The organism is Nibribacter ruber (assembly GCF_009913235.1).
Lineage (GTDB): Bacteria > Bacteroidota > Bacteroidia > Cytophagales > Hymenobacteraceae > Nibribacter > Nibribacter ruber.
This window is the reverse complement of sequence record NZ_CP047897.1, coordinates 1,968,016-1,994,945: the sequence shown is the minus strand read 5'-3', so window position 1 is coordinate 1,994,945 and position 26,930 is coordinate 1,968,016. Positions and strand designations below refer to the sequence as shown.

23 protein-coding genes and 1 tRNA gene are annotated in these 26,930 nt (G+C 49.2%); 9 read left to right on the top strand and 15 right to left on the bottom strand.

Annotated features, from left to right (window positions below; all coding sequences use genetic code 11):
- Nucleotides 1–116 precede the first annotated feature (116 nt).
- The gene (locus GU926_RS08550; protein WP_160690927.1) at nt 117–1,244 is read left to right on the top strand and encodes a trans-sulfuration enzyme family protein; all 1,128 of its coding nucleotides are present in this window, start codon (nt 117–119) and stop codon (nt 1,242–1,244) included.
- A gap of 29 nt (nt 1,245–1,273) precedes the next feature.
- On the opposite strand, the gene GU926_RS08545 is transcribed toward GU926_RS08550, so the two are convergent.
- From GU926_RS08545 to GU926_RS08530, 4 genes are read right to left on the bottom strand one after another with little or no spacing between them, the layout of a single operon-like run.
- Nucleotides 1,274–2,410, bottom strand: coding sequence for a DegT/DnrJ/EryC1/StrS family aminotransferase (locus GU926_RS08545; RefSeq protein ID WP_160690925.1), 1,137 nt, complete (start codon nt 2,408–2,410; stop codon nt 1,274–1,276).
- Nucleotides 2,407–3,060, bottom strand: a complete 654-nt coding sequence (locus GU926_RS08540) for an acetyltransferase (protein ID WP_160690923.1) — start codon at nt 3,058–3,060, stop codon at nt 2,407–2,409. Before GU926_RS08540 ends, GU926_RS08545 begins: the two co-directional genes overlap by 4 nt.
- Nucleotides 3,057–3,674, bottom strand: coding sequence for a sugar transferase (locus tag GU926_RS08535; RefSeq protein WP_160690921.1), 618 nt, complete (start codon nt 3,672–3,674; stop codon nt 3,057–3,059). Before GU926_RS08535 ends, GU926_RS08540 begins: the two co-directional genes overlap by 4 nt.
- 5 nt (nt 3,675–3,679) lie before the next feature.
- Nucleotides 3,680–4,789: a transglutaminase domain-containing protein gene (locus GU926_RS08530; RefSeq protein WP_160690919.1), complete on the bottom strand. Its 1,110-nt coding sequence runs from the start codon at nt 4,787–4,789 to the stop codon at nt 3,680–3,682.
- Between the two features lie 171 nt (nt 4,790–4,960).
- On the opposite strand from GU926_RS08530, the gene ispE reads away from it, so the two are divergent.
- Nucleotides 4,961–5,773, top strand: a complete 813-nt coding sequence (gene ispE / locus GU926_RS08525) for a 4-(cytidine 5'-diphospho)-2-C-methyl-D-erythritol kinase (protein WP_160690917.1) — start codon at nt 4,961–4,963, stop codon at nt 5,771–5,773.
- On the opposite strand, the gene GU926_RS08520 is transcribed toward ispE, so the two are convergent.
- The 3 genes from GU926_RS08520 to tgt all read right to left on the bottom strand — a co-directional run bounded on the left by GU926_RS08520 (nt 5,750) and on the right by tgt (nt 9,085).
- Entirely contained in the window at nt 5,750–6,673 is a 924-nt protein-coding gene (locus GU926_RS08520) for a DMT family transporter (protein ID WP_160690915.1), read from the bottom strand. The two genes, ispE and GU926_RS08520, sit on opposite strands and share 24 nt — an antisense overlap.
- Nucleotides 6,674–6,766: 93 nt before the next feature.
- On the bottom strand, nt 6,767–7,843 hold the full coding sequence (locus GU926_RS08515; protein WP_160694678.1) for an LptF/LptG family permease: 1,077 nt from the start codon (nt 7,841–7,843) through the stop codon (nt 6,767–6,769).
- 111 nt (nt 7,844–7,954) lie between these two features.
- Nucleotides 7,955–9,085: a tRNA guanosine(34) transglycosylase Tgt gene (gene tgt, locus GU926_RS08510; protein ID WP_160690913.1), complete on the bottom strand. Its 1,131-nt coding sequence runs from the start codon at nt 9,083–9,085 to the stop codon at nt 7,955–7,957.
- A 169-nt stretch (nt 9,086–9,254) separates the two neighbouring features.
- Here tgt and GU926_RS08505 point away from each other — a divergent pair, with 169 nt between their 5' ends.
- The 3 genes from GU926_RS08505 (at nt 9,255) to rsmG (ending at nt 12,301) form a co-directional block, all read left to right on the top strand.
- Nucleotides 9,255–10,385 (top strand): glycosyltransferase, encoded by a 1,131-nt coding sequence (locus GU926_RS08505; protein ID WP_160690911.1) that lies wholly within the window; start codon nt 9,255–9,257, stop codon nt 10,383–10,385.
- Nucleotides 10,376–10,984, top strand: a complete 609-nt coding sequence (locus tag GU926_RS08500) for an RNA polymerase sigma factor (RefSeq protein WP_066505647.1) — start codon at nt 10,376–10,378, stop codon at nt 10,982–10,984. The genes GU926_RS08505 and GU926_RS08500 overlap by 10 nt, the downstream gene beginning before the upstream one ends.
- A gap of 675 nt (nt 10,985–11,659) precedes the next feature.
- Complete coding sequence (rsmG, locus tag GU926_RS08495) at nt 11,660–12,301, top strand: 16S rRNA (guanine(527)-N(7))-methyltransferase RsmG (RefSeq protein ID WP_160690909.1); 642 nt, start codon at nt 11,660–11,662, stop codon at nt 12,299–12,301.
- A gap of 169 nt (nt 12,302–12,470) precedes the next feature.
- Here the strand turns inward: rsmG and GU926_RS08490 are convergent, their stop codons facing one another.
- The 3 genes from GU926_RS08490 to GU926_RS08480 form a co-directional block, all read right to left on the bottom strand.
- Nucleotides 12,471–13,301 (bottom strand): hypothetical protein, encoded by an 831-nt coding sequence (locus GU926_RS08490; RefSeq protein WP_160690907.1) that lies wholly within the window; start codon nt 13,299–13,301, stop codon nt 12,471–12,473.
- Between the two features lie 109 nt (nt 13,302–13,410).
- Nucleotides 13,411–15,345 (bottom strand): peptidylprolyl isomerase, encoded by a 1,935-nt coding sequence (locus tag GU926_RS08485; RefSeq protein WP_160690905.1) that lies wholly within the window; start codon nt 15,343–15,345, stop codon nt 13,411–13,413.
- A 152-nt stretch (nt 15,346–15,497) separates the two neighbouring features.
- Nucleotides 15,498–15,710, bottom strand: coding sequence for a hypothetical protein (locus GU926_RS08480; protein WP_160690903.1), 213 nt, complete (start codon nt 15,708–15,710; stop codon nt 15,498–15,500).
- A 324-nt stretch (nt 15,711–16,034) separates the two neighbouring features.
- On the opposite strand from GU926_RS08480, the gene GU926_RS08475 reads away from it, so the two are divergent.
- Nucleotides 16,035–17,207: an MFS transporter gene (locus GU926_RS08475; protein WP_160690901.1), complete on the top strand. Its 1,173-nt coding sequence runs from the start codon at nt 16,035–16,037 to the stop codon at nt 17,205–17,207.
- A 44-nt stretch (nt 17,208–17,251) separates the two neighbouring features.
- Nucleotides 17,252–17,797: a hypothetical protein gene (locus GU926_RS08470; protein ID WP_160690899.1), complete on the top strand. Its 546-nt coding sequence runs from the start codon at nt 17,252–17,254 to the stop codon at nt 17,795–17,797.
- 269 nt (nt 17,798–18,066) lie between these two features.
- Here GU926_RS08470 and GU926_RS08465 read toward each other — a convergent pair whose 3' ends face one another.
- Nucleotides 18,067–19,926, bottom strand: a complete 1,860-nt coding sequence (locus tag GU926_RS08465; protein ID WP_160690897.1) for an ABC transporter ATP-binding protein — start codon at nt 19,924–19,926, stop codon at nt 18,067–18,069.
- 287 nt (nt 19,927–20,213) lie between these two features.
- Between GU926_RS08465 and GU926_RS08460 the strand changes: the two genes are divergently transcribed.
- Nucleotides 20,214–21,047: a serine O-acetyltransferase gene (locus tag GU926_RS08460; RefSeq protein WP_160690895.1), complete on the top strand. Its 834-nt coding sequence runs from the start codon at nt 20,214–20,216 to the stop codon at nt 21,045–21,047.
- 84 nt (nt 21,048–21,131) lie between these two features.
- Entirely contained in the window at nt 21,132–22,046 is a 915-nt protein-coding gene (cysK, locus tag GU926_RS08455) for a cysteine synthase A (RefSeq protein WP_160690893.1), read from the top strand.
- 95 nt (nt 22,047–22,141) lie between these two features.
- Here the strand turns inward: cysK and GU926_RS08450 are convergent, their stop codons facing one another.
- The 4 genes from GU926_RS08450 to GU926_RS08435 form a co-directional block, all read right to left on the bottom strand.
- Complete coding sequence (locus GU926_RS08450) at nt 22,142–22,759, bottom strand: hypothetical protein (protein WP_160690891.1); 618 nt, start codon at nt 22,757–22,759, stop codon at nt 22,142–22,144.
- A 125-nt stretch (nt 22,760–22,884) separates the two neighbouring features.
- Nucleotides 22,885–22,958: transfer RNA gene (locus GU926_RS08445), tRNA-Ala, on the bottom strand.
- 154 nt (nt 22,959–23,112) lie between these two features.
- A complete protein-coding gene (locus GU926_RS08440; RefSeq protein ID WP_160690889.1) occupies nt 23,113–24,288 on the bottom strand; it encodes a hypothetical protein in 1,176 nt (391 codons plus the stop codon).
- A gap of 6 nt (nt 24,289–24,294) precedes the next feature.
- Nucleotides 24,295–26,844 (bottom strand): TonB-dependent receptor, encoded by a 2,550-nt coding sequence (locus GU926_RS08435; RefSeq protein ID WP_160690887.1) that lies wholly within the window; start codon nt 26,842–26,844, stop codon nt 24,295–24,297.
- Nucleotides 26,845–26,930 lie beyond the last annotated feature (86 nt).

Here is a 26,930-nt window from a genome sequence, read left to right as displayed (position 1 = left end):
ATGGGAGTATTGCTAGATTTGTCTGTTCTGCCTGTTGATTCATTCAAATGTCATCTGAACCATTAAAACAGACAGTACTTCTTCAATTTTTAATTACTAATTCTTAATTAAAAAAAGTGTCTATATCTCCGAAAGTTACGCCCATCTACCAGACCTCAGTATTCACCTTTGAGGATTTGAACGCCTTAGAAGCCTATTTTGAGCAACCTGGCCAAAGCTATCTGTACAGCCGGAACGGCAATCCTAACACAGATGAGCTGGCTGAGGAGGTAAACCAATTGGAAAACGGACAAGGCGCAGTGGCAACTTCTTCGGGCATATCGGCTATTCTGACGGCGGTGCTGGTGTACTGCCAGTCTGGGGACCATGTGCTGTGCGCCGAGGAAATCTACGGAGGCTCTGCCGCTCTGCTCACTCAGGAACTGACGCGCATGGGGGTGCAGGTGAGTTTCGTGCCGATGGGGGAGATGTACAGCTTTGGTAACTATGTGCAAGCTAATACCAAAGTGCTGTTGGTAGAGACTATTAGTAACCCCATGATGACGGTGTTGGACTTAGCCAAAGTAGCAGTAGAATGTCAGAAGCAAGGCGTGAAGCTGGTCGTGGACAATACCTTCGCCTCACCGGTCATTACTAAACCTTTGGAGTTAGGAGCTGATATCGTCATTCACAGCGTAACCAAATACTTGTCGGGGCACAGTGACGTGACGGCTGGGGTAGTGGTTGCCAAAGTGACGGAAGACGCTCAGCGCGCCAAGCAAATTGTGGTGGCCTGGGGCTTAAACCTGAGCCCCTTTGATTCCTGGCTAGCCGCCCGCGGTCTCAAGACCTTGAAACTGCGCATCCGGCAACACTCAGAAAATGCCTTGGCGCTGGCAACTTACCTGCAAAACCACCCTAAAGTAAGCGAGGTCTACTATCCAGGTCTGTCTACTCATCCTCAGAATGGATTGGCATCGGCGCAGGGGAAAGGCTGGTTTGGTGGTATGCTTTCCTTTAGAATTAAAGACGAGGTAGAGACTGTGAACCGCTTCATGCGCGGCCTGACTCATATCCCGTTTGCCCCTTCATTGGCAGGGGTGGTTTCCTCTGTCTCTTATCCTTTAGGCACATCCCACAGAGCCCTCACCGAAGAGCAACGGGCCAAACTGGGCATCTCCATTGGGCTAATCAGGCTGTCTGTAGGCATTGAAGAAGCAGAGGATTTAATTGCAGATTTAGAGAAAGCGCTGGCTGCTATTTGATATTTCGTTTTTGGCTTATTTTCTAAGAATCAGGCCAAAAACGCTTTTCTGATGATAGAAGCAATGCGCTCTTGCAGGCTCATAGTGAGCTTTGTGCCCGATGGCAAGCACAAGCCTCTGGCAAACAGATCATCGCTCACGTTCTCCCCGAAATAGTCACAGCCTTGGTACAGTGGTTGCTGGTGCATGGGTTGCCACAGCGGTCGGCTTTCAATCTGGTCCGCTAACAGGGCCAGCCGTATTTTCTCAGGCGTGACGGCGCTTCCTTTCTGGATAGTGAAGCAGGAAAGCCAGCGGTTACTTAAGCTTCCTTTTGGCTCTGGTTGCCATTGAATTTCCTCTAGATCTTGCAATAGCGTTTGGTAATTTGCAAACACCAGTCGCTTCTGTTGGACACGCTCCTCCAAGACTTCTAACTGACCCCGGCCTATACCCGCGCAGATATTGCTAAGCCGGTAGTTAAACCCCATGGTGGTATGATGGTAGTGCGGCGTTGGTTCTTTGGCTTGGGTGGCCAGCCATTTAGCTTTTTCAACCAGGTCTTTGTTTTGAGAAATCAATGCGCCGCCTCCAGAAGTAGTGATAATCTTGTTTCCGTTAAAGGAGAAGAAACCCGCCTCCCCGAAGGTGCCCATCTGCTGGTTCTTATAAGTTGATCCTAGTGCCTCGGCAGCATCTTCTATGACTTGCACGCCATAGTGTTGGCACAACTCCAGAATCTCCTGCATGCGCGAAGGCATTCCGTATAAATGAACCAGAATCAAGGCTTTGGGGAGTTTGCCTTTCTGCTGACGTGATTGCATAGCTTGTTCCAGCGCTTTCGGGCAGAGGTTCCAGGTGGTAAGTTCACTGTCAATCAATACGGGTGTAGCGCCAACATATTTGATGGGGTTAGTGCTGGCCACAAAGGTAAAGCTGGAGCAGAAGACCTCGTCCCCTTCGCCTATGCCCATGGTCAGCAAAGCCAAATGCAAAGCCGCGGTGCCCGAAGAAAGCACGGCTGCATGCGGTACTCCCACATAGGAAGCCAGTTCTTTCTCAAAACCATCTACGTTCGCGCCCGCGGTGGTAATCCAGTTTTGATCGAATGCTTCTTGAATGTAGTGCTGCTCTCTTCCGCCCATGTGCGGCGGCGACAGGTAGATGAAATCCTGGTTGGCGCTCATACCGCTTGCTTGATGATACGGGCTGGTACACCCACGGCGGTACAATGGTCAGGGAGGTCTTGGGTGACGACTGCGCCTGCCCCGATGGCGGTGAACACGCCTACAGATTTGTATTGCAAGATGGAACTGTTGGTGCCCATGTACACACCTTTTTGTAATGTTACGCCGCCGCTAACGGCTACCTGCGGCATCAAAGAGCAGAAGTCTCCTAACACGGCGTCATGGCCTAGGGTGCAGGCTAGATTGAGCAGAACGTGTTTTCCTAACCGCACATTGATAGTAAGGATGCAGTTCTGGCAAATAATAGAACCTTCGTCAATCTGGTTGAGTTGCACTACTTCATTCACCACAGATGGATGCACCAGCACAGGGAACAGCAAGAAGTTATTAAAGAGCCTTTCCACCACCTTGGCCTTAGCCTGACAATCCCCAATGGCGATGACGGCGTGAAGGGGAGTGGGCGTATTGTTGAGGTCATCCACCGTTCCCAAATACGGGTACCCGAAGCCGGCCTCGGGTGAAGCATCATCATAGAAGCCCAGGAAATTCCAGGTAGGGGTGTGCTGGTTTATCTGACGGATGAGCATCAGGACCTCGCGGCCCAAACCGCCGGCCCCTACAATGACAATATCTTTTCCTGTGCTGTTCATGAAGCAGTATTAGAAGAACCGGTGAACCGCGGCATGGTGGCCGTATCGGGTGCCGAAATTCCTTCGGGTTGAATCACGTGTTTGAACGTGCGCCATAGAATCTGCAAGTCTACCTTAAACGAGGCATGTTCCACGTACCACACGTCAAAAGTAAACTTTTCTTCCCAGGATAACAGGTTGCGTCCGTTTACCTGCGCCCAGCCTGTGATGCCCGGTTTTACGGCATGGCGTCTGGCTTGGTCAGGCGTGTACAAAGGCAGATAGTCCATCAGCAAGGGCCTGGGGCCCACCAGACTCATATCCCCTTTTAGCACGTTCCATAACTGCGGCAACTCATCCAAAGAAGTTTTCCTGATGAAGCTTCCCAATGACGTAAGCCGATGTTCATCTGGTAGTAGCTCACCGGCAGCATCACGGCCCTGAGTCATGGTGGTAAACTTGTAGAACGTAAACGCCTTGCCGTGCAGCCCTGGTCGTTGCTGTCTGAACAACACCTTTCCGTCAAATCCAAACCACAATGCCACCGCCACCACCAGCATCACCGGCCACAGCACCAACAGCGCGGATCCGGCAAGGACGAGGTCTAAGAAGCGTTTTCCGAAGGAAAGGTACATGAGCGTTAGTTTTTCTTTTTCAAGCCGAGGGGATCATAAATCCGGTTGATGAATTTTTGCTGGTCCAAGGCCAAGCTGTAGGCCTTGGTCAGGTTGTCTTTTATAGAACCAATCTCATATTGGGTTGAATGCCACTTGACGGTGTCTAACCTTTGTTTGGCGGCCTGGAAATTTGAGACGGAGGTGGTGATCAACGTCTTCAGTTCGGCTTCGCGCTTCTTGCCGAAGAGCATGTTGTTTCTATAGTACAAGAACTGGTTGAGCAGGTCTATGCCCTGGTTGTAGGCCATAGAAAGCGCCAGGTAGTTCTGGTAGTCAATCTGGCTCTTCAAGGATAGCAGGTGGTTGGCCAAAAAAGGATGAAAGTTGCCAGGGGCCTCCATCCTCCGGACGGTGCTCAGCAAGCGGCCATGGTCATCTAGTTTCTCATACGCCGCCAGCGTGTCTTTGAACTGGAAACAACTCCTTGGTTTGGGAAGGGAGGAAACACCTGCGGCAAACTCTCTACCGGTGATGGGTGAGGTAGAAAACTGCCAAAGCGGGTCAGAAGGAAAATGTGTGGGTGCAAAGCTGGCGGGTTCAGCCTTAAAGAACTGCTCGTTTCTGTGTTTGGTGAACGCCTTTTCAGACACGTACCCCGCCCCCCAGGTTGGGTCAAATAAATACCACTTGCCGTTTACCTGCGCCGCGCACCAGGCGTGCGCCTTTGAGCTCACTTGATTGTCCAGGGACGTGTATCCCGTGACCATATAGGCTTTGATGCCCATCTGGTTGCACAAGGTTTGAAACACTTCGGCGTACCCTTCGCAGACCGCCTTTTTGGTTTTTAACGTCTGTTCAATGAGGTATTTGTTGTTGCCAATGGACGGCGTTAAATACAAAGCTTGGATGTCATAGGCAATGTTCTCAGTGAGCCAGACAAAAGCGGCCCGGGTCCTGTCCTCTGGCGTGGTGAAGTTCTGGGAGATCACCTTTACCAGTTCCTCCAACGTCAGGGTTTGCTTCTGCGTCAGTTGGATGACTTTCTTGTCTACTGCGGCATACTGAGGTGGCTTCTGGGCAAAAGAAGTAACCGCGTAGAATACACTGAACAAGAGCAGGACGAAGCGTTTCATCTTATTTCAATATAAAGTCAGAGGAAAAGTTTGGTTTCTTAAGAACCTAGGGTCTCTGACTAGGATGCGTTTTTGGGGTATTTTCCATAAAACAAGCCAAAAACGAAGTTACCTATTTCCCATCTGTTTACTAGTAACTGTTTCCTGATAACTGTTTAGTATTTTGCACGCATGATTCAGTTTCCGAACGCGAAGATAAACCTTGGGTTACAGTTGATAGAAAAGCGGCCCGACGGCTTCCATAACCTAGTGTCCTGCTTTTACCCGGTGGGCTGGACCGATGCGCTGGAGATTCTTCCCACTACCAGTGAGGCATCCTTCACCCTGTCTGGCTTATCCGTGCCAGGAGAGCCAACCCAGAACCTTTGCTGGAAAGCGTACGAACTGCTCAAAAAGGACTACCACCTGCCGGCCATTCAGATGCATTTGCACAAGGTCATTCCCATGGGCGCGGGGCTGGGCGGGGGATCAGCAGATGCGGCCTTCACACTGAAAATCCTGAATGACCTCTTCACGCTCTCTTTACCGGCTGAGCAACTGGAAAACTACGCGAAGCAACTAGGCAGTGACTGCGCCTTCTTCGTGCAGAACAAACCGGTGCTGGCCATAGAGAAAGGAGATGTCTTTAAACCGATTGACTTAGACCTAAAAGGCTGGCATGTAGTCTTGGTCTATCCCAACTTCCCCATCAGCACCGCTGAAGCCTATGCCGGGGTTTTGCCTCAATTCCCAGAAAACAGCCTAAAAACGCTTTTGGCGCATGAGCCTACTACTTGGAAAGACACTGTGGTCAATGACTTTGAAGCCAGCCTGTTTCCGAAGTATCCTGTCTTAAAAGAATTGAAAGGGCAATTGTATGCCATGGGTGCTACCTATGCCTCTATGTCTGGTTCAGGATCTACTATGTACGGCCTGTTCAAAGAAGCACCAGCACAGCCCTTACCGTTCACGGCAGAGTACTCAGTTTGGCAGGGCGTCCTTTAAGTTGCGTTGGCGGCGCGCCAGCATAGACTCCAGAATAGGGTGCAAGAACACACTGAACAGTATGATAGCTGCGCCATAGTAAAAGCCCGCCGACATTTGCTCGCCTTCTTTGAAGATGAACCACGCCAGCAGAATGCCATAGACAGGCTCCAGGTTCACGGTTAGGTTCATGGTGTAGGCAGAGAACTTCTGCATGAGGCGCACAGCCGCAGTATAGGCATACACGGTACACACCAAGGCCAACACCCCAATCCATAAGAAGTCCCAGAGGTCTGCGCTTAACTGTAAAGTGCCAGAATCGGTCATGTAGTTTCGGTAGAACGGCAGGAAAAGGGTAGTGGCTAACCAAGCGCCCGCCATCTCATAACAGGTAATGGTAGTGGCCGCGTGCTGTTTGGTAAGCTTGCTGTTGATGATGGTAAAGCAGGACGCCAGAAACGCCGAGCCTACCGCCATTGCAATACCCACGGCATGATCAAACTCAAACCGGAAGATGACATACAGGCCCAACATGATGAGCAGGGCCAGAGCCACCTCATGGGCTTTGATTTTCTTCTTGGTGAAGATAGGCTCCAGAATAGACGTCCAAAGGCTAGCCGTGGCCATGCCCGCCAGACAGATAGAAACAGACGCTACCCGGGCAGACGCGAAGAACAGAATCCAGTGGGCCGCTATCATAAATCCCACACCCACAATCTTGATGATGTTTCTTCGGCCAATCTTAAATGACTCGCCGCGCAGTTTGATGACCACTGCCAAAGCCACGGCCGCCAAAATGGTACGGTAAAACACCAATTCCACCGCCGGAATGGAAATCAGCTTGCCCAAAATAGCCGTGAACCCCCACAGTAGTATGATGAAGTGCAGTTCTAAATAATCTTTAAACGAGGGCTTTTGCACGAGAGTCTAATAGGGGCTTTGAGAGTATGAAATTGAATAGGGGAATTGTCGTTTTTGGCTTGATTTCTAGAAAAGAGGCCAAAAACGATTGGTCTAACGAGGTACCGTCTTATACAGTACCACGCCAATGATGGAGAAGACGGCCAAGGGAATCCAAGCGGCTAGCATGGGCGGAATACCGCCTACCTGGGCCAGGCTTCGGGACATCATCACGAAGATGATAAACACGAACGCCAGAATAAACCCGAGGGCAATCTGAAACCCGACGCCGCCGCGCACTTTCCTGGAGCTCAAGATTACGCCAATGATGGTGAGCACCGTAATAGCGAAGGGGTAGCTGTAGCGCTCGTACTTTTCAGTCATGTACTCGGCAATGTCTGTAGCTCCGCGCAGTTCCTTCTCCTTGATGACATCGTTGAGCTCTGCCATTGTGAGGGTTTCCCGCAGACGGTAGGTGCTGGCAAAATCCTTGGGGAGCATGTTAAGCGTGGTGTCTACTGGGCCGCCCGTAGTGACGGTTTCCTTGTCGCCGTTAAAGGTCCTGAGCGTGTAGGCGTCTATGTGCCACTTCTGCTTGGTACTGTCCCACCTAATGGACTCAGAAGATAGTTTACGCACCAGTTCCTGCTTTTTAATAGTCTCCAGCGTGAATTTATAACCCACGTTGGCGTGGTTGTTATAGCTTTCCAGGTAGGCAAAGGTCTCGGGTCCAATTCTGAAATGGACGTTGCGGCCCTCATAGGTGTAAGGGTTCTTAACATATTTAATCTCAAAGGCCACGCGGGTTTTATTGGCGTTCGGGATCACGTAGGAAGAGAAGAAGAAGATGAAAATCCCAATGATCACCGACCCGATGACGTAGGGCACCAGCATGCGCTTAAATGAAACCCCGCTGCTCAAGATGGCCACAATCTCTGTGTGCGAGGCCAGCTTGGCCGTCACAAACACCGTGGCAATGAACACCGTAATGGGGCTCAGCATGTTGATGTAATGCGGAATCATGTTGACGTAGTAGTCAAAGATGACGGTTCTGGCAGACAGGTTGTTCTGGATGAAGTCATCGTTCTTCTCCACAAAGTCAATCACGCAGATCACCGCAATCAATATGATCACCACAAACACAAACGTGGTCAGGAACTTCTTGAGAATGTAATTATCTAATAGCTTCAGTTTCACGCGGTGCTAATTATGAATTAAAAATTAGAAATTAGAAGTGACTACAAGGTAGACAAGCTAAATGCGATCAATCCCAATTTCTAATTCATAATTTCTAATTTATAATTATAATCTGGTCATTAATTTCTTTACCATCACATCTTTCCAGGAGGCGAAGGTACCGGCAATAATCTGTTCGCGGGCTTGGCGTACCAACCATAGATAGAAGGTGAGGTTGTGCACGCTGGCAATCTGGGCACCCAACATCTCGGTGGCGTGCATCAAGTGACGCAGGTATGCTTTGCTGTAGAACGTGCTGGCATAACCGCCCAACTCAGCGTCAATAGGAGAGAAGTCTTCTTTCCAACGCTCATTTCTAATATTGATGATGCCCTGTGTAGTGAACAGCATGCCGTTACGGGCATTTCTGGTTGGTAATACACAGTCAAACATGTCTACGCCCAGCGCAATGTTCTCCAAGATGTTGGCCGGAGTGCCTACGCCCATGAGGTAACGTGGTTTATCACTAGGCAGTATGTCGCAGACCAGTTCGGTCATCTCGTACATCATCTCTGCCGGCTCGCCTACAGATAAACCGCCAATGGCGTTCCCCGGACGATTTTTGCTGGCAATCATCTCAGCAGACTGGATGCGCAAGTCTTTGTAAGTGCTTCCCTGCACAATAGGGAAGAGCGTTTGCTCATAGCCATACTTGGGCTCTGTGCTGTCAAACCGGTCAATGCAACGCTGTAGCCAGCGGTGGGTGCGGTCCATGGAGTTTTTGGCGTAGTTGTAGTCGCATGGGTACGGCGTGCATTCGTCAAAGGCCATGATGATGTCGGCGCCAATGGTGCGCTGGGTGTCCATCACGTTTTCTGGCGTGAACAGGTGGCTGGAGCCGTCAATGTGGCTTCTGAACTTAACGCCGTCCTCAATGATCTTGCGCGTGCCCGACAAAGAGAACACCTGATATCCGCCGCTGTCGGTGAGGATAGGTCTGTCCCAGCCGTTGAATTTATGCAGTCCGCCAGCTTTCTCCAGTACGTTCAGGCCCGGTCTCAAATACAGATGGTAGGTGTTGCCCAGAATAATCTGCGCCTTCACGTCTTCCTTGAGTTCGCGCTGGTGCACGGCTTTTACGGTACCGGCAGTGCCCACCGGCATGAAAATGGGGGTTTGTATGGTGCCGTGCGCCGTGGTGAGCTCACCGGCGCGGGCTTTGGAAGCAGGGTCTTTCGCTACTAAATCAAAAGTCATGTACAAGCGGTAAAGTGCTGAAGAAAAGCTTGATGCTATTCTGGGTCATTGCTAATAAACCAGCAGTTGGCCTTGAATTTTCTCCAAACCACAAAGATACAGATTGACCACGGTATAACCGCAGAACAGAGAATTTTGTACTACTTTTGGGTATACTTCTACTATTCCCTTGGACGCCTACTTCACCCTACCTCATCTGCTGCTGTATCTGCTGGGCGCTTGCGTGCTGGTGCAACTGTTTTATGAGTTCTACTACTTTCTGCCGCTGGCCTTGCACAAACACCAGGCCCCGGCTAGGTTAGAAGACCTTCCGCCGCTGTCTATTTTGGTATGTGCGCACAATGAAGAGGAGAACTTAAGAGAGCTACTGCCCTTGCTGTTAGAACAGGAATACCCTCAGCCTTGGGAGATCATCATCATAGATGACCGTTCCTGGGATGACACCAGCCTGCTGCTAAAGCAATACCAACAAGAGTACCCGCGTTTAAGAATTGTGACGGCCAAGGAAACGCCTAGCCAAATGAGTCCTAAAAAATACGGGTTGTTTCTGGGCATAAAAGCCGCTGAGCATGAGCATCTTTTGTTCACAGACGCAGACTGCCGGCCCGTGTCCAATACCTGGGCCCAGACCATGGCAAGCGGGTTTCTGGAAAACAAGGACATCGTTTTAGGCTATTCTCCGTATATCAGAATATATGGATTCTTAAATCAACTGGTAAGATTTGAAACCTTCTTGACGGCAATGCAGTATCTGTCGTTTGCCAAGCGAGGCCAAGCGTACATGGGGGTAGGCAGGAATCTTGCCTATACCAAATCAACCTTCTTCCGAAACAAGGGATTTTCTGCACACATCAAGTCATTGGGCGGCGACGACGATTTATTTGTTCAGGCGGCGGCCAAACATTCCCGGGTTCAGATTGTCATTGAAGAAGAAGCCCACACCCAGAGTGCCCCCGAAACGCGGTGGCGCAAATGGTGGCGACAAAAGAAGCGGCACATGGCCGCCGGTAAGCAGTACCAGAAAAGAGACCAGTTCAGAATCGGACTTTTTGTCTTGGCAAACGGTCTATTTTATGTAATATCACCCATTCTTTTGGCCATGCAACAGCACTTGCTCTGGGTTGGCCTTATTATTGGAGTACGGTATCTTGGTCTTTTGGCCTCTTATGTGCCGGTAGCGCGGCGTCTACACAATCCGGTTGCCTGGTGGTTATTACCGGTGCTGGAAATGGGGTATTACCTCACTTATATAGGGATTGGAATCTCTGTTTTAACGACTAAAAAGGTAAGATGGAAGTAAATAAGCAGTTCTCCGCGAAAGCGAAACACGATTTTAAACTGATTCAGTCGGCGGTTGAGGACGGAGATGAGAAGGCGTACGCTGAGTTGATGCAAATCTACAAGAAGCCCGTGTACCACGTGGTGCTCAAGATGGTGCGCAACCCAGACGATGCTGAGGATTTAACCATTGAAGCCTTTGCCAAAGCGTTCCGCAACCTGCACAAATTTAACCCAGAGTACGCGTTCAGTACCTGGTTGTTCAGAATTGCCACCAACAACTGCATTGACTTCATCAGAAAGAACAAGATCAAGACCATGTCCATTGACTCGGCTATCAAGATTGATAACGGCGATGAGATAACCATAGATTTCAAAGACAACAACCTCAATCCGCAGGAGACGGCCATCAAGAACCAGAAGATTGAGATCATGCAGTACATTGTGAGCAAACTGCCAGACAAGTACCAGCGCCTGGTGACCCTGCGCTACTTTGATGAGCTTTCCTATGAGGAGATTGCCACTGAGCTAAGCGCCCCGCTAGGCACCGTAAAAGCCCAGCTGCACCGCGCCCGCGAGTTGCTCTATGACATGGTGAAAAACAAGAAACACCTAATTTAGGAGACATAAGACACAAGACGCAAGATGTAAGACTTGCTTCTTGATGTAAAAGATAAAAGAGAGCGGCCCTTGGGTCGCTCTCTTCGTTTTTAGCGTGTTTTCTGGAAGATAGGCTAAAAATGAAGAGAGCGGTTTATCAAAAGACCTCGTAGCGTCTGTCAAGACCTGCGAGCGTCTGTGCCAGCTGCGTTTGCTAAGTGCAGATTCTCCCTTGAGGATTGCCCAAACGAGAGTTTGAGGCAGCGAGCGAAGCTTAACAGAGGGTGTTTACAATAGCAAACCTTGTATCATCAAAGGAGGCAATGCGTCAGAGACAAGGCGGTTCCTAGTCTCTACAAAAGAACACGCGTTCCGTCCTCCTTTGGGGGTAGGGGGATGATTACGCATACAGGGAAAACCAGCAAGAGAAGAATGCATGTCAGTTTCGCGGTGCCCGCGAGGGTAGTCTGGAGACTACCGGCATCCCTAGTCACGAGTCTGAAGACTCGCGCCAGTGGTGTTCTTCTCTAACGCCAACCCCTCATCCTAACCTTCTCCTTCAGGAAGAAGGGACTGCGCTTTCGTTTTTGGACTGTTTTCCAGAAATCAGCCAAAAAACGCTCTCTTACTTACTCTCCCAAAGACTCGCGACTCTAAACTCAGAACTCGCGACTCTTTTTCCTTATCTTTGAGCGTATGAAGGCAGCCTCGGTAGAAATCCTTACGAAGTACTTTCCGGAAATAACCCCGGAGCAATTACAGCAGTTTGCCCAATTGGCCGACCTGTTGGTAGATTGGAACGCCAAAATCAACGTCATCTCCCGCAAAGACACAGAGAACATTGTAGAAAACCACATTCTGCACTCGCTGGCCATTGCTAAAGTAGTGCAGTTTCCGGCGGGTACCAGCGTGATGGACGTAGGCACCGGCGGTGGCCTGCCTGGTTTGCCCTTGGCCATCATGTTCCCCGAGGTGAAGTTTCATCTGGTAGATTCTATCGGAAAGAAGATTCATGTGGTGCAGGAAATTGCCCATGAACTACACCTGCACAACGTAAAAGCCACCCAGACCCGCGCCGAGCAAGTGCATGACAAATACGATTTCATTGTGAGCCGCGCCGTGGCCAGACTAGCCACCTTCTACCAATGGATTCAGTTCAGCTTCAAGAAAGAGTCTGTGCCTGAGCAAGGCCTCTACTACCTCAAAGGTGGTGATCTGACTGAAGAACTAGCCGAATCAGGTTTGGTGCACCAGGTCTATGACCTCAATACCTATTTTTCTGAGGAGTTCTTCGAGACGAAGAAAGTGGTCTATGTGCCCCAGCATCCAACTGCGTAACAACTACACTAAGTATTCATTCAGAATTTGTTTTTTGGCTGTTTTTCAGGAAATAGCCAAAAAACGTACAGGCCGTTAAACAGAGACGCCTTTCCATCTTTTGGAAAGGCGTTTCTGTTTCGTACACAATATCTTATTTTATATAGATAGTTTTAAACTAAACCTGTGTTCACTTATTATCCTTAGTTATTTTAATTACCTGAATTATAGTGTCATTATTAACATTGCCTCTTAGTTTAAAAATGGTCAGATATACTGAATCATCTGATTTAGGTAAGGAAAAAATTATTGTTGAATCAATTGGAGATGACCCATTAACATCATTGCTGTTGATTTTGTAGTAAACAGTAGGCTGATAAGGAATTTGATTATTATGAGCCTTAATAATATAGTTCATCTGTCCGGATAGTTCTTCCTTTTTAACAAGGTTTTGATGATTCATCCTTCTTTCACTTTCTACCCATCCTTCAAGTAGATTTATGGTATCTGCCTCATAGATTATCCTTTGGTCTGAGAATTTCAAACTGCTGATGTAGACTCCCTCTTCCTTGGATGATTTAACTGATTCACTAGCTGAAACAGATTGAATAAGACCGTAAAGAGCAAAATATGAAAGGTATGCCCCTGTAATCACAAATAATAGAAAAGGGAACAAGAGAGATTTAATCAACGCATATTTCTGTCTGAATTTTAAATCTATAAAAGTCAAAATTGTAGCTAGAACAAGCCCAAGCATGGAAAGAAGATTAATCCATGCAGCACCTTCTAAGTCATAAGTGCCGCCAGCAAAGTTCTTTAAAAGTATATCATTGATTATGATGGCAGATGGTATCAGTAATATCTTATAAGGCAATTTCATGTCTGCCCTTAATAGAAGATATGAAACAATAGGTATAATGACAGGAGTTAAAAATATTGAGGCAGGTCCAGCCTTATAGCCTAAATAATTACTTGCAATAATTATGGTAGCTGATAACGCTACCCTTAAGCTATTTTTCATTACCTACACACCCAATTTAAATATCTTTAACAGTCTTCTTCACCTGCACGCAAGTTTCCAATCGGCCAGATAGAAATGGCTTTCCATTAATACTTGCGTCTCAAAAAAACTACCTCACCAACGTCACCTTCTCAATAGTATCTCCAATATTCAACTGGTGCACCACGTCCATGCCTTTCACCACTCTAGCAAAAATGGTGTAGCGGCCGTCCAGGTGCGGGGTAGGTGAGTGGGTAATGAACCATTGGCAGCTTTCGGTGTCTTTGCCGGCAGACGCCATGCCCACGTAGCCTTCCAGGTAATGCAGGTTGGCGAACTCAGACCGGATGCCGTCTTCAGAGCTTCCCCAGCCGTCGCCGCGCGGGTCACCGCCCTGGGCCACGAAGTTAGGCACCACTCTATGGAAGTTCTTGCCATTAAAGAAGCCTTTCTCAGTCAACTGCACAAAGTTTGCCACCGAGCCCGGCGCGTCTTCCACCAGTAATTCAAATGTGATGTCGCCTTTAGACGTCTTTAAAAGTGCACGCTGGCCTTTCTTTAGTTTATTGACCGTGGCCCAATTAATAGGGTTTCCGTATGGGGTAGGAGGCGTAGGGGCCGAGGTTTTGCCTTCCAGGTAATCCAAGGTTTTCTGCAGTTCCAGATACGTTTCAATGTCACGCGGCAAGACCAGTTTATCACGGGCTTGGGTCAGGAAGGAGCGGTCTGCGTAGGTGTTCTTCATGTTCAGCTCTGGGTTGCGGATGGCCCCGGCTGCCACGCCCACCAAGGCCACATCGCCAGAAGCCACCGCCTGCTGGAACATCTGGTCGAAGGCCTTTGCATTGGCCTGATTGAAGTTCTTCTGTCCTCTGATGGACGCCAAGGCCTCAATACCCGCCGTGCTAATGGCGTTGTGCTTCCTGTTGAAGGTCTGCTCCTGAATAAACGCAAATTGCGTAGGGTCTTTGCTCAGGGCCGTCAACAAGGCCGCCTGCTCATATGGGTTCTGGCTGGCTGCAAAGAGTTGTTTAATCTGCGCACTGATGGCGCTTTTGTCATTGGCTGAAGCCAAGGCCGCGCCGTAAAGCGTAGCACGCACGCGCCAATCTTGCTGTTTGTTGGCGTGCTCCAATAGTTTGGGTGACTCAGTGGCCGGGGCTTTAGCAACCAGATAATCGGCGGCGCTGAGGGCTACATGCGGGTGCTTGTCTGTCAAAGCATTAAAGGCCGCCTGCTGTGCCGAACCATACGACAAGGCATATAGCGGCCTGACGGCGTTCACGCGCACTCTATAATCAACATCGTTCTTCAAAAGGGAAGCCACCACGGGCGCTAAACCCACCGTGTCGGTCATTTTGCCTAAAGCCAAGGCGGCGGCCATCCGTACTTCGGCGCTTGGGTCTTTTTGTACGACTGTGAACACCTCAGATTTGATAGAGGAAGGGTCCAGCTTAGGCGTCCTGCCCAAGAAATGCGCGATGCCCAATCTGGCTGATTCTTGATTTGAGCGAAGCAATTCACTCGCTTTCTTGATGGCTGAACCGTAGGCTAATTTACGCTGACCAGCGCGGTACAAGCCCCAGGCTTGGCCGGTCTGTAACTGTGGTTGCGAGGTAGAAATCATAGCCATCATGTCCAGCCCCTTCTGTGTGGCCACCTTGCCCCAGGCTTCCAAGAACTCGGCGCGGGTGGTAGGGTCTTTCTCGGCGCCATAGGCGGCTATCAAAGGCGTCTCAGCGGTAGAGCTTCCTATCTGTCCTAAGGCGTAGGCGGCGGCTTTTTTAACCTCTTGGTCTGCGTCTTGCAACAAGGCGGCTAACGGTTGCAAGGCCGTGCTGTCCTGTACAGACCCGAAGGCCAAAGCGGCCTCGCGACGGTACATAGCCTCGGGGCGTTGCAGAAACGTCAACAACTCCTGCGTTTTGCGCTCGTCTTGCAAGGTGTAGATTTTGCGGAGCGTGGCATCTGAGAATTTATTGGTGCTGCCGCTTTCCTGGCCCGGCTGTTGGCAGGCAGATGCCAGCAACAAAACCGCAACTGCTATTTTAATTCTGTTTTTCATAGGTCTGGTTTGATAACCGGAAGATACGAAAGCCCACGTGAATTGCAGTAGTCTCAAGCACCAAAGCCGTTTTTGGCCTCTTTCCCAGAAATCAGGCTAAAAACGAACCTCTTCTCTTCACTCTCCGCCGTTGTTGATGTTATCACCTAAGACTATGACTGCCTCACCAACTGCATTACCTTGTACCATTCAATGTGCGGATTTACCTCCGTGACTTTTCGCCGTGCGCTTCCGTTGGCTGTTCCTGAGAAGGTTCTGTATTCCGGTGCCCTTATGCCGCCTTGTTGCATTTTTACCGCTAAGCGCTCACGGCCGCGGGGCCCCGTCTTCCCGCCTCGCGCTGTACCAGCTTGCCTCTTCTGCATAGTAGCCGCCGCTTTATGTTCAAGCAGTTCTACTTCGTCGTGTCCGCTGTCCTTTCAGAGGCGGCAACCTGCTTAGGCGACTCGCCAGAAAGACTGGATTGGGTGATAATGACAGAGGCCTCTACTAAACGCGGATTCCCCCCCTTGAGGGGGCGAAGGGGGGTGTTTACACCAGCAGGAAAATCAACCAGCAATTGACAATTGGCAATCAACAATCAGCTATAGAATCGTTTTTGGCCTCTTTTCTGGAAAACAGCCGAAAAACGAAGTATTCATTGGAGCCCGCGCCATTCTTTCTGACCTTTGCCCCGAATAGCCTTTGCCATGTCTTTTGCCCCCAACGTCTATAACCGTCAATTCTGGATGCTGTGCCTGAGCTCGTTTCTGTTCTCGGCTAGCTTCAACATGATTATTCCAGAACTGCCCAACTACCTCACCAGTCTGGGCGGCGGCGAATACAAGGGCTTCATAATCGGCTTGTTCACGCTCACCGCCGGTTTATCCCGGCCCTTTAGCGGGAAGCTTGCCGATTCCATTGGACGCCTTCCGGTCATGTATTTTGGCGTGGCCGTCTGCGTACTCTGCGGATTTTTGTATCCCTTGGTCGCCACGGTGGCCGCGTTTATGCTGTTGCGTCTCATCCATGGCTTCTCTACGGGCTTCACACCCACCGGCGAGTCTGCCTACGTGGCCGACACGGTGCCTTTGGAGAAACGCGGCGCAGCACTGGGCATGTTTGGTTTGGCAGGTAGCTTGGGCTTGGCCGCCGGACCTGCCATTGGCGGAGAATTCAGCCGGTACTTCTCTTTGAATGCGCTGTTTTACTGCTCTTCGGGCATGGCCTTGCTGTCTATTCTGGTACTATCTGGCCTGAAGGAAACCTTATCTAGCCCGCAGAAATTTAACTGGGGATTGTTACGCATCAAAAAGCATGAGATTCTGGAGCCTAAGGTCATGCCACCGTTTATTGTGATGTTCCTGACGCTCTTTTGCTACGGTGCCGTGCTCACGGTGGTGCCAGATTTCAGTAGTTCTCTGGGTATCGCCAACAAAGGACTTTTCTTTACTTTCTACACACTTTCCTCTATTGGCATTCGGTTCATGGCAGGCCGTGCCTCTGACAAATACGGGCGCGTCACCTTGTTGCGCATCTCCACGTTGGTGATGGCCCTTTCCATGGTCACCATCAGCTTAGCCACCGATAAAACTTGGTTTCTGGCGGGTGCGGTGGTCTATGGAATAGGCACCGGTATGAACTCGCCAACACTCTACGCCTGGGCCATTGACCTCAGCGACCCAGCACATCGTGGCCGGGCCATGGCTACCATCTACATCGCGCTGGAAGCTGGCATAGGTATTGGCGCCCTAGCCGCAGGCTGGATTTTCGGGAATCACCTGGACCGCTTGCCCTTGGTGTTTCAAGTGGCGGCTGGGCTGTGCACTGCGGCTTTCTTGTATGTGATGCTAGGCAAATTCCCGAAGCGGGCAGAAGCGTAATGGTGGTTTTAGCTTGTTTGATTTTGACTATATTGAGACTGTAAATGGAAAAAATCAACCTTAAGCTCACCAAAGAAAGAGAAAGGATTATACAAGAAGATTATTCAAAATTAAACGAGTATTTTATTCTTCTTCTATTGGTTTTACTCCAGCTAGGAGCCTGCTTTAAACTTTATACTGACGTCCAGCAACAAAAAAGTGAAACAGAGCTTTTTATAACCCTAACTTCCTTTATTCTCTTATTTCTTACCTCCGTTTATGCTTATTTTAGAATCAAGGAGAACTTTAGGCTAGTTAAAATCAATCATGATTCTTCACAAAAAGATGCTTTAGGTATTATTAAAGACTTAGCGAGTGAGCAAAATTGGAACATTGTATCTGCTTCCTTGGTGGGTGTAGTAACAGAAACAAAGGCAACTTTCTTGTTGGCTGAAATGCAAATGATTTTCGTGTTTAAACCCAAAATGGTTTTGATAGGAGTAAGACCCGTCTCAGGCTTGAAAGGAAGATTTCCGTTTTCTTTTGAGAGAAGAAAGAAGTTGCTAAAAGTTATAAGAGAAAGACTGGCAATTTCCGAAGCCCCATTATAAGATATATACTTTTTTGTTTTTGGCTTGTTTTCTAGAAATCAAGCCAAAAACGGTTAAGCGTATAGTCCCTTCTCCCTCATGGAAAAGGTTAGGATAAGGGTTTAAGGCATTGCCTTGTCTCTGACACATTGCTGATTTTATCTGCTGGTGTAAACACCCCTCTTCTGAGCTGCGCTCGCTGCCTTAAACTCTCGTTTGGGCAATCCTCAAGATTAGAATCATCTCCATTCCCAAGGACTCACGACTCATAACTCGCGACTCAGAGACTTCTAAAGGTATCCCTTCGCTTGAAGTCTGAACAGTTCTGCGTAGCGTTCGCCTTTGGCGAGAAGTTCTTCATGGGAGCCCATTTCCACGAATTGCCCGTTCTCAATCACTAAGATTCTATCAGCCATGCGGACGGTGGAGAAGCGGTGGGAGATGAGGACGGCAGTTTTGCCTTTGGTCAGCTCCGCGAAGCGCTGGAATACCTCATGCTCGGCGCGGGCGTCCAAGGCGGCGGTAGGTTCGTCTAAGATAAGCAACTGCGCGTCCCGCATGTAAGCACGGCCGAGGGCGATTTTCTGCCATTCGCCACCAGACAAGTCCACGCCTTTGTTGAACCGGCGACCGATGACCTGGTCGTAGCCTTCGGGGAGTTTAGCGATGACGGTATCTGCCAGGCTTTGGTGTGCCGAGGATTCTATGCGAGGCTGATTGCTTTTCTCTTCAATGCGGCCAATGGCAATGTTAGTGCCGGCGCTCATCTGGAACCTAACGAAGTCCTGGAAAATCACGCCAATCTCACGACGTAAATCGGCGGGATCATATTCGCGGAGGTCAATGCCATCTAAGAGAATGAGTCCCTCGGTAGGGTCATAGAGGCGTGAAAGTAGTTTGACCAAGGTTGTTTTACCGGCGCCATTTTCTCCTACCAAAGCTAGTTTCTCGCCGGCACGTAGGGTGAAGTTGAGGTTTCTAATGGCCCAGCGTTCTGAGTTATGGTACTGGAAACCCACGTTCTCAAACGTAAAGCCGTGCTGGATGGGTTTCGGGAAAGCCGGGGCGTTGGGTTTGCGGTGAATGCGAGGCTGGAGTTCAAAGAAATCAAAGAAATCCTGTAGATATAAAGCGCCTTCGGCCACGCTGGTGAATCGGTTCAAGATAGACTCCAGGAGGCCGCGCATGCGCATGAACGAACCGGCCAGGAACGTGAGCTGGCCAATGGACACTTGCCCGTTGACCGTCTGCAGAATGATGTACACGTAGGCGCCGTAATAGCCGGCACTGCCTAACGCGGCAAAGAAACTTCCCCAGCCAGCCCGACGTGTGGCCAGCTTCTTGTTGTCTAAATAAAACTGCGAAGACAACTCCCTAAAGCGGTTCACCAAAAAGTCTGACAGCCCGAAAATCTTTACTTCCTTGGCCGTGTCATCACTGGCCCCGGTCTGCCTTAAATAGTCCAGTTCGCGGCGCTCAGGCGTCCAGCCATGCACCAACGAATAGCTGCGTTCATTGAAATGAGATTCGCCTAAGAAGGCGGGTAGAACGGCCACTAGCAGTAAGAGCAACAGCCATGGGTTAAAGGCTACAAGGCCTACGGCCAGGAACAGCATGGTGATCAAGTCCTGCAATTGTCCCAGCACCTGGCTCATGAGAATGGTTCGGCTGAGGGTCTGGCGGCGCGCGCGTTCCAGCTTGTCATAAAAAGTAGAGTCCTCAAACTGGTCCAGGTCCAGCTCGGCGGCATGTTCCATGAGCCTGATGGAGGATTGGTTGGCAAATAAATCGCCTAGCAGCCCGTCTATTAAGGCGATGCCTCTGTTGAGTGTATCTGAGATGACGGCCAAGCCGAACTCAATAGCGACTAGCGTGAGCAGGTAGCGCAGTTCACGCTCGCCGGTGACCTGGGTAAGGCTGATGACTTCGTCAATAATCAACTGACCCACATAGAGCATGGCCAGCGGTACCGCCGCTTTGAATAAGCGCAACACTACGTTCAAGAACGCCATGCGCGGGTTGGTTTGCCAGACCAGCTTTAAAAACGGGGGCAGGTGTTTTAGGGCGCTCACGCGCTGCTGCACAGACAAAGGTGGTTTACCTGTAGAAGATGCTTTTTTGCTAGTGAATAAGTTGGACCAGAATGCCATAGACAGGTGAAGGTACGCTAAAGAGATTACCTACGGTAATTCAAGAAAAATAGCCTTATCCCTCTAACTACAATTCAGGCAGGTTTTGGTTTCTGGATTGAACGCCTTTCCTAAGGTACCCTCCTGGGTTTCTATTTACTTGGTGAAAGACCGATGTCGTTTTTGGTGTGTTTTCCGGAAAATAAGCCAAAAACGCCGCGCCGCCAGTTGCCTGAAGGAAACCGCCTGGCTTATATTTCTAGGGTAAAAATAGTAGCACCTTCTAAAATTGAACGTATTACTAGAATATGGAAGAGGCATTTTTACATCGGCTTTGGGGCTTGCACCAGCAAAACCAACTACGCGTCCCTACGGCGTTGCTGTGCCAGTTTTTGGACCGGCTTATGCAGCTACTGTTTCCGCCGTTGGCAGAACCTCCTTACAAGACAGAACATGCCTTGCGGCAAGAGGCCCAGTTTCTGGAGCAAGAACTGCAGCGGCTGTTGCAGGGCGTTCAGCACCTGGGTGCGTTTTCGGCTATAGAAACCTCCCGGCAGTTTATACAAGTACTGCCCCAACTGTATGACCAGATCATAGAGGACGCCCGCTTCATTCTGCAGGAAGACCCGGCCGCCCGCCACATAGAGGAGGTCATGCGCACTTATCCGGGGTTTCAGGCCATTGGCGTGTACCGCATGGCGCATTTCCTGCACCTGCATGAGGTGCCCATCTTGCCCAGAATCCTGACGGAGTACGCGCATTCCAAAACGGGAATAGACATTCACCCAGGGGCGAAGATTGGGGTTCCTTTCTGCATTGACCACGGCACGGGCGTGGTGATAGGGGAGACCACTGAGATTGGGCGGTTTGTGAAGCTGTACCAAGGGGTGACCTTGGGCGCCTTGAGCGTGTCTAAGCACATGCAGGACATCAAGCGCCATCCTACCATTGAAGATCATGTGGTCATTTATGCCGGGGCCACCATCTTGGGCGGCGCAACCGTCATTGGCGCTCACAGCATCATTGGCGGCAACGTATGGCTCACCGAAAGCGTGGGTCCGTACTCCAGACTATACCACCGTGCCCAGATAAAAGTAAGCCGCACCGAAGAACCCGAAGGCATCCTTGACTTCTCCATCTAACCCAACGTCAAAAAAGTATTTTCACCTAAGACCAAGGAAGCGGTAGTACTGCCAAGCCCTGGTCGTTCACTATTTTACTTATTTATGAAAGCAGAGAACATTCTACAAACCATAGGCAACACGCCCACTGTCAAGGTTAACCGCTTGTTTGGCCCAGATGCCAATGTCTGGATGAAACTGGAACGCGCCAACCCCGGCGGAAGCATAAAAGACCGCATTGCGCTTTCCATGGTGGAGGACGCCGAGAAGCGAGGACTCCTAAAGAAAGACACTCGCATCATTGAACCAACTTCTGGTAACACCGGTGTGGGCCTGGCCATGGTAGCCGCGGTAAAAGGCTACCCAATTACCTTGGTCATGCCAGAATCCATGTCCATTGAACGCAGAAGGCTCATGGCTGCCTACGGAGCCCAACTGGAATTGACGCCCCGCGAGAAAGGCATGAAAGGTGCCATTGAGAAAGCCCATGAACTAGCCCAGCAGAACGACAATGCCTGGATTCCCATGCAGTTTGAAAACGAAGCCAATACCCAAATCCACATGGAAACCACCGCCCAAGAAATCCTGGCAGATTTTACTGACGGGCTGGATTACCTTATTACCGGCGTTGGTACCGGCGGGCATATTACCGGCGTGGCGCGGGTGCTCAAAAAGAAGTTTCCTAACCTTAAGGTGTTTGCCGTAGAGCCTACGCTGTCTCCTGTGTTGAGCGGCGGCGAGCCGGGGCCTCATCCCATCCAGGGAGTAGGGGCCGGGTTCATTCCCAAAATCATGGACATGTCTGTCTTGGATGGCGTAATCCAAGTTACCCCGCAAGAAGCGTTTGACTACACCCGGCGGGCGGCAAGAGAAGAAGGAATCTTTGTGGGCGTTTCGTCTGGAGGATCTCTAGCAGCGGTGGCCCAAAAGATAGAAGAGCTAGAGAAAGGCGCTAAGATTCTAACTTTCTGCTATGACACCGGTGAGCGGTATTTGTCTGTGGAGGGGTTGTTTGTATAAGCGCAAAACAGGCCAAAAACGGAAAGGCCCCTGCCTGGAGTAGGGGCCTTTCCGTTTTTAGCCTGTTTTGAGGTAAAAAGGCTAAAAACGGAAGTTTATTTAGGTAACACCACTTTTTCGATTTTTCCACAATAAGGGGTTAAGAAACCAATCTGCTCATAAGGTTTAGATGCGTCATTTGTTTTTACGCGAGCAGAAATTTGGTAAGTAGTGGATTCGTCAGTTATATAGTCATATTCTGCCTTAAGCCTTTTAATAGTTAGGGTAGAGTTTCCATTAACTGTTACAGGGGCAGTGCCATAGTTAAGCGTCACCTCGAAGGCGAGCGCCGAAGTGTTCACTAGTTCAAGTGTGAAAGATCCTACCAAGTATGTTTTTGCAGAGTAATATTCTTCTTCTTTGAGGGCTCTCCTAGTAGAGAAATCACTGTAATCATTGAGTAGGCAACCTTTCTCCACCCTCCACCAGTACTGTCTTGGTGCTAGGTTGGTAAAGATAGCCTTCCCATTTGAGGTAGTTGTCTGACTTTTAATGGCCCCCGTGCGTGCTTCCCAGTTTTGCTCAGAGTCATATAAGCTAATGACCGCATCCATGGAGGAAGTGGTCCATTCTAGGGCTTTTATTTCAAGCGTGATGGGGTTTTTGGGAACTACCGGGGCATCATCTTTGCAGCCCCAGGAAATGACTAGCAGAAAGAATAGAAGGCGTTTCATATGAGCTCTTAAATTCTAGGATAGTGATTTTAGCGTGTAATAGAAAGACAATTGCACCAGAAGGGCAAGATTACTTTAAGATAAAGAAATAAAAAAAGCCTCACTCGTTTGAGTAAGGCTTTTAGTGGAGAATATCGGAGTCGAACCGATGACCTCTTGCATGCCATGCAAGCGCTCTAGCCAGCTGAGCTAATCCCCCGGGTTAGTGATGCAAAAGTAACAGGCTTTTTGAGAACTGCCAAATGTAGAGGGCAAATTCCTGTAAAATTTCTCCCTTTATTTTCTAGTGCCCACAAGCCAAAAAAAGCCCCGCTATTATAGCAGGGCTTTTCTTATTATTTGTTCAGCAATCCTTACTTAACCAAAGTAAACTCGCCAGAGGCTTGTTTTTGGAAAGTAAGCGTACCTACTTTGGCACCGCTCTTATAGAATACATAGGTAAGTGCTACTTTCTGACCAACTTCCGCGTTCGGGAACTTGTATTTCAGGAAGCCTGCAAGCGCTGTTACCAAGTTGGCATCTGACCAGTTGTAGTCATTGCCGGCAAAGCTCATGTAGAAGTTACCAAAGCTACCAAGGTTGGTTCTTTGTGCTTCTGTTCCAAGGCTCGGTTGAGTTGAAATCCAAGTGTAGTCAGCAGGAACCATGGTGTATCTGATGGTCAAATCTGGCTTCCAGGTGCCGTTGGTTCTAGAGAAGGCCAACGTAGCCGGAACAGTTACCACAGATGGAGCTTTCACCCACATGGTGCCATTGTACTGCATAGCCGTTACCGCTTGCTGGGTAACGCCACCGCTAAAGTACTTGTAGCTCACGTATCTGATTTCACCGGTTTTAGGAGCCAATACAGACTGTGACAAGAACTTGTTGAAGAAACTTGGCAATTGGTCATCTAGCGAGCTAGAGAAGTTTTTATAACGACCGTTGTCTACAGAAGTATAGTCTGCATCTGTTACGTGGTAAGCGTTTGCCCAGGCACCGTTGATGAAGTAGAAAGAGTCTGTCATCTCAACAGCGGTAGAGCTTACGTTGGAGTTGTACCCGTTAAAGGTAAGCACCACCAATTTGCCTTCAGCAGCACCTGGGTACTTGTAGTTCAAGAACTTGATGGCGTCTGCATCTCCGTTGGCCAGGTTAAAACGGCTGTTGCTAATGCCAGCAGCCGTATAATCTTCTGCCGTTACAGTGTACGTCTCTCTAGAAGAAACGGCGTTTGTCTGGGCAGAAACGAACTGGTTGTAGGTTACATTGATGATGTCGCCTTCTTCCAGTTGTCCGTAGGCAGTGTTTAAGTAGCTAGGAACAATGCTACCTGCTTCCGCTTCAGAGGTAAAGTACAAGCCTTTGTTAACCGTGCTTGGAGCAGTCTTGAAGGACTCGTAGTTCTCCTTAGAAAGAGTGATGTTCACTTTTCTAAATTCTGCCTGGGCACGCGGAAGAGCGTCTAACTCTTCATAAGTATCCTCCATAGGGTCGCAGGAAGAAAAAACGACCATAAGGGTAGAAAGGAAATAGAATATCTTTTTCATGTATTCTTAGAAGTTAATTTTAAAGCTTGTAGTCCAAGTTCTGCCTACTCCGTAGAACACGCTAGAGTTAGAAGCATTGCTAATGTCCGGGCCATTCTCTACGGCAGTGAAAGTAGCCTGAGCGTCAGAGATATACTCAGTGTTCAGGACGTTGTTTACATTACCAATTAGAGAGGCGTTTAAGTTCCCGATTTTGAATCTAAATACAGCGTTCAGGTCAAGCAGGCCGTAGTTAGGAGCTTGCCAAGGCTTCAAGTCAGCCTCTAACAAAGTAGATGGGTCAAAATCAGCGGTGAAGTCACCGTAGTAGTTGTAGTCAGCACCCACTTTGAAGTCTGGCATCAACTCATAGTCAAGACGAAGAGCGGCAGTTTTCTGAGCGGCATCACCCACTTTCAGGTCTTTCATGTAGATTGGCCCAATGGTTCTGGTAACGGTTTGCGTCTCATCTGTTACTGTAACGGCATCCAGGTTGTTCAACCATCTCCAGTCACCCACAGACATCATACCTTGAACGGTCAATTTCTGGATAGGACGGAAGCTGAAGTCCAACTCAACCCCTTGGTGAATAGCGTCAACGCCTAGCAAGTTGGCGAAGAAGAAAGTTCCTGGAGTGGCACCAGCGTAACGTCTTGTGAAAGATCTGTCTTGCCAGGTGGTTCTGTAGGCGTTGATGTTGGCGCTGAACATAGAAGTTCTGTAACCATAGCCTAGCTCAAAGCTCAGGATTTTCTCGTTCTGGGCATCTTCGTTCACAACGTTTGAGTTGTTCAGGAATACCGCGTTGAAGAAGGGAGCTCTGGTGAAGTAACCTGCGTTACCGAAGATGTTGTGGGTTTCAGTAAGGTTGTAGTTAGCACCACCTTTCACCTGATAACCGAAGAAGTTCTGGAAGGCAGTCTCCTGCATTGGATCTTCGTCTTTGTACAGGAAGTAGTCAATTCTCTTGTAAGAAGTGTTAGAGGCAGCTAAGGACACGAAGGTGGCCAAAGGACCCGTCTTGTATTCACCTTGCAAGAAACCACCTTCCCATAGAACAATACCATCGTTCCAGTAGCTGATCTTGTCACCTACGCGGGCTCTGTCATTTGGAGTGTTTACGTTGGCGGTATTCAATACATAGTCAGCACCTAAGAGGTCTGTTACTTCTGTAAAGTGCTTGCCATGGTAGTATCTGAAGTCAATACCGCCCAAAAGGTCAAAGTTTTCGCTTACTCCTTTTTGGTAGGTGCTCAATATACCGTACCAGTTGTGGTCGTTTCTAGAGGCTCTCAGGAAAGAAAGCGCACGTCCGTCAGCTGAGGCTACGTTCGCGTTAACGGCGGCATCCAGGTCATAAGGAGAGTATTGGTTGCCAGTTCTAGGAAGAGTTCCTGTGAAGGCTCCACCACCACCAGTACCCACAGAGGCGTAAGCAGCTGTAGACAAGAAAGAAGTCTCATCAATGGTCCAGTAGTGGTTCAAAGAGAACTGTGGCTTGTGGTAGAAGTTGTCTTCTACGTTTACCACTTTGCCGTCTTTCACACCCCAGTCTGGGTTGAACTTAAGGCCTTGTGGGGCATTTCTGTAAGTTTCAATAGGCAATCTGGTTTGTCTCTGACCGTGAACCTGTGGTGCACCAAAACCAGTCAATGACAATACGTGCTTGTCGTTCAGGTTTTTAGAAACGTTGAAGAAGTAGTTGTAGGCTTCAAACTCAAGACCTTCGGCCCAGCCGTTGCCTTCGCTCTTAGAACCAGCCACAGAAACAGCCCAGCCGTTCTCTGTTAAACCAGTAGAAAGAGAAACGCCGGTTTTCAGGTAGCCGTTGTTTCCAAAACCCTGGAAGATGCTACCGCCTTTGATAGCGTCTGTAGTTCTAGTCATGATGTTGATGGTACCACCAATAGAAGGAACGGCTACTTTAGAAGCACCCAAACCTCTTTGTACCTGCATAGAGCGCGTCACGTCAGACAGACCAGCCCAGTTAGACCAGTAAACAGAACCGTTTTCCATGTCGTTTACCGGAACACCGTTGATCATAACGGCCACGTTCTGGCTCTGGAAACCTCTCACGTTGATTCTGGAGTCACCAAATCCACCACCAGACTTAGTAGCGTACACACCTGGCGTAGACTTCAAAACCTCTGGGAACTCTTGGTTACCAATTCTCTCTGCAATCACCTCGCTGGTGATGGTAGACATGGCCACTGGCGTCTCACGGTCAATGGCGTAGCTGTTAGCCGTTACCAGTACCTCGTTTACGCTGCTTTCAGTAGCCTTTAACTTGATGGTTCCGGCGTTAGAACCAGAAACAGACACTTCTTGCTGCACATAGCCAATGTAGTTTACTACCAGGGTTACGTTCTCAGCAGAGGTTTTTAACGCAAAAGTACCGTCTACGTCTGTAGTGACACCATCTGTGCCGCCTTTAACAGCCACAGAGGCTCCTGGCAATGACTCTTGTGTGGTAGCATCCACTACCTTGCCTCTAATAGTCCTTTGTGCAAATGCCGTCGTGACAAACAGCAGCAGCAAAGGAACTACGCACAAAATTCTTTGTAACTTAAACTTCATAAAGGGTTTTTTTTGAACAAAAGTAAAACGGGTTAGTGAAAAAGCGGGTAAGGGTATTGTTATGTTAACATTAAGAATGCTAACGG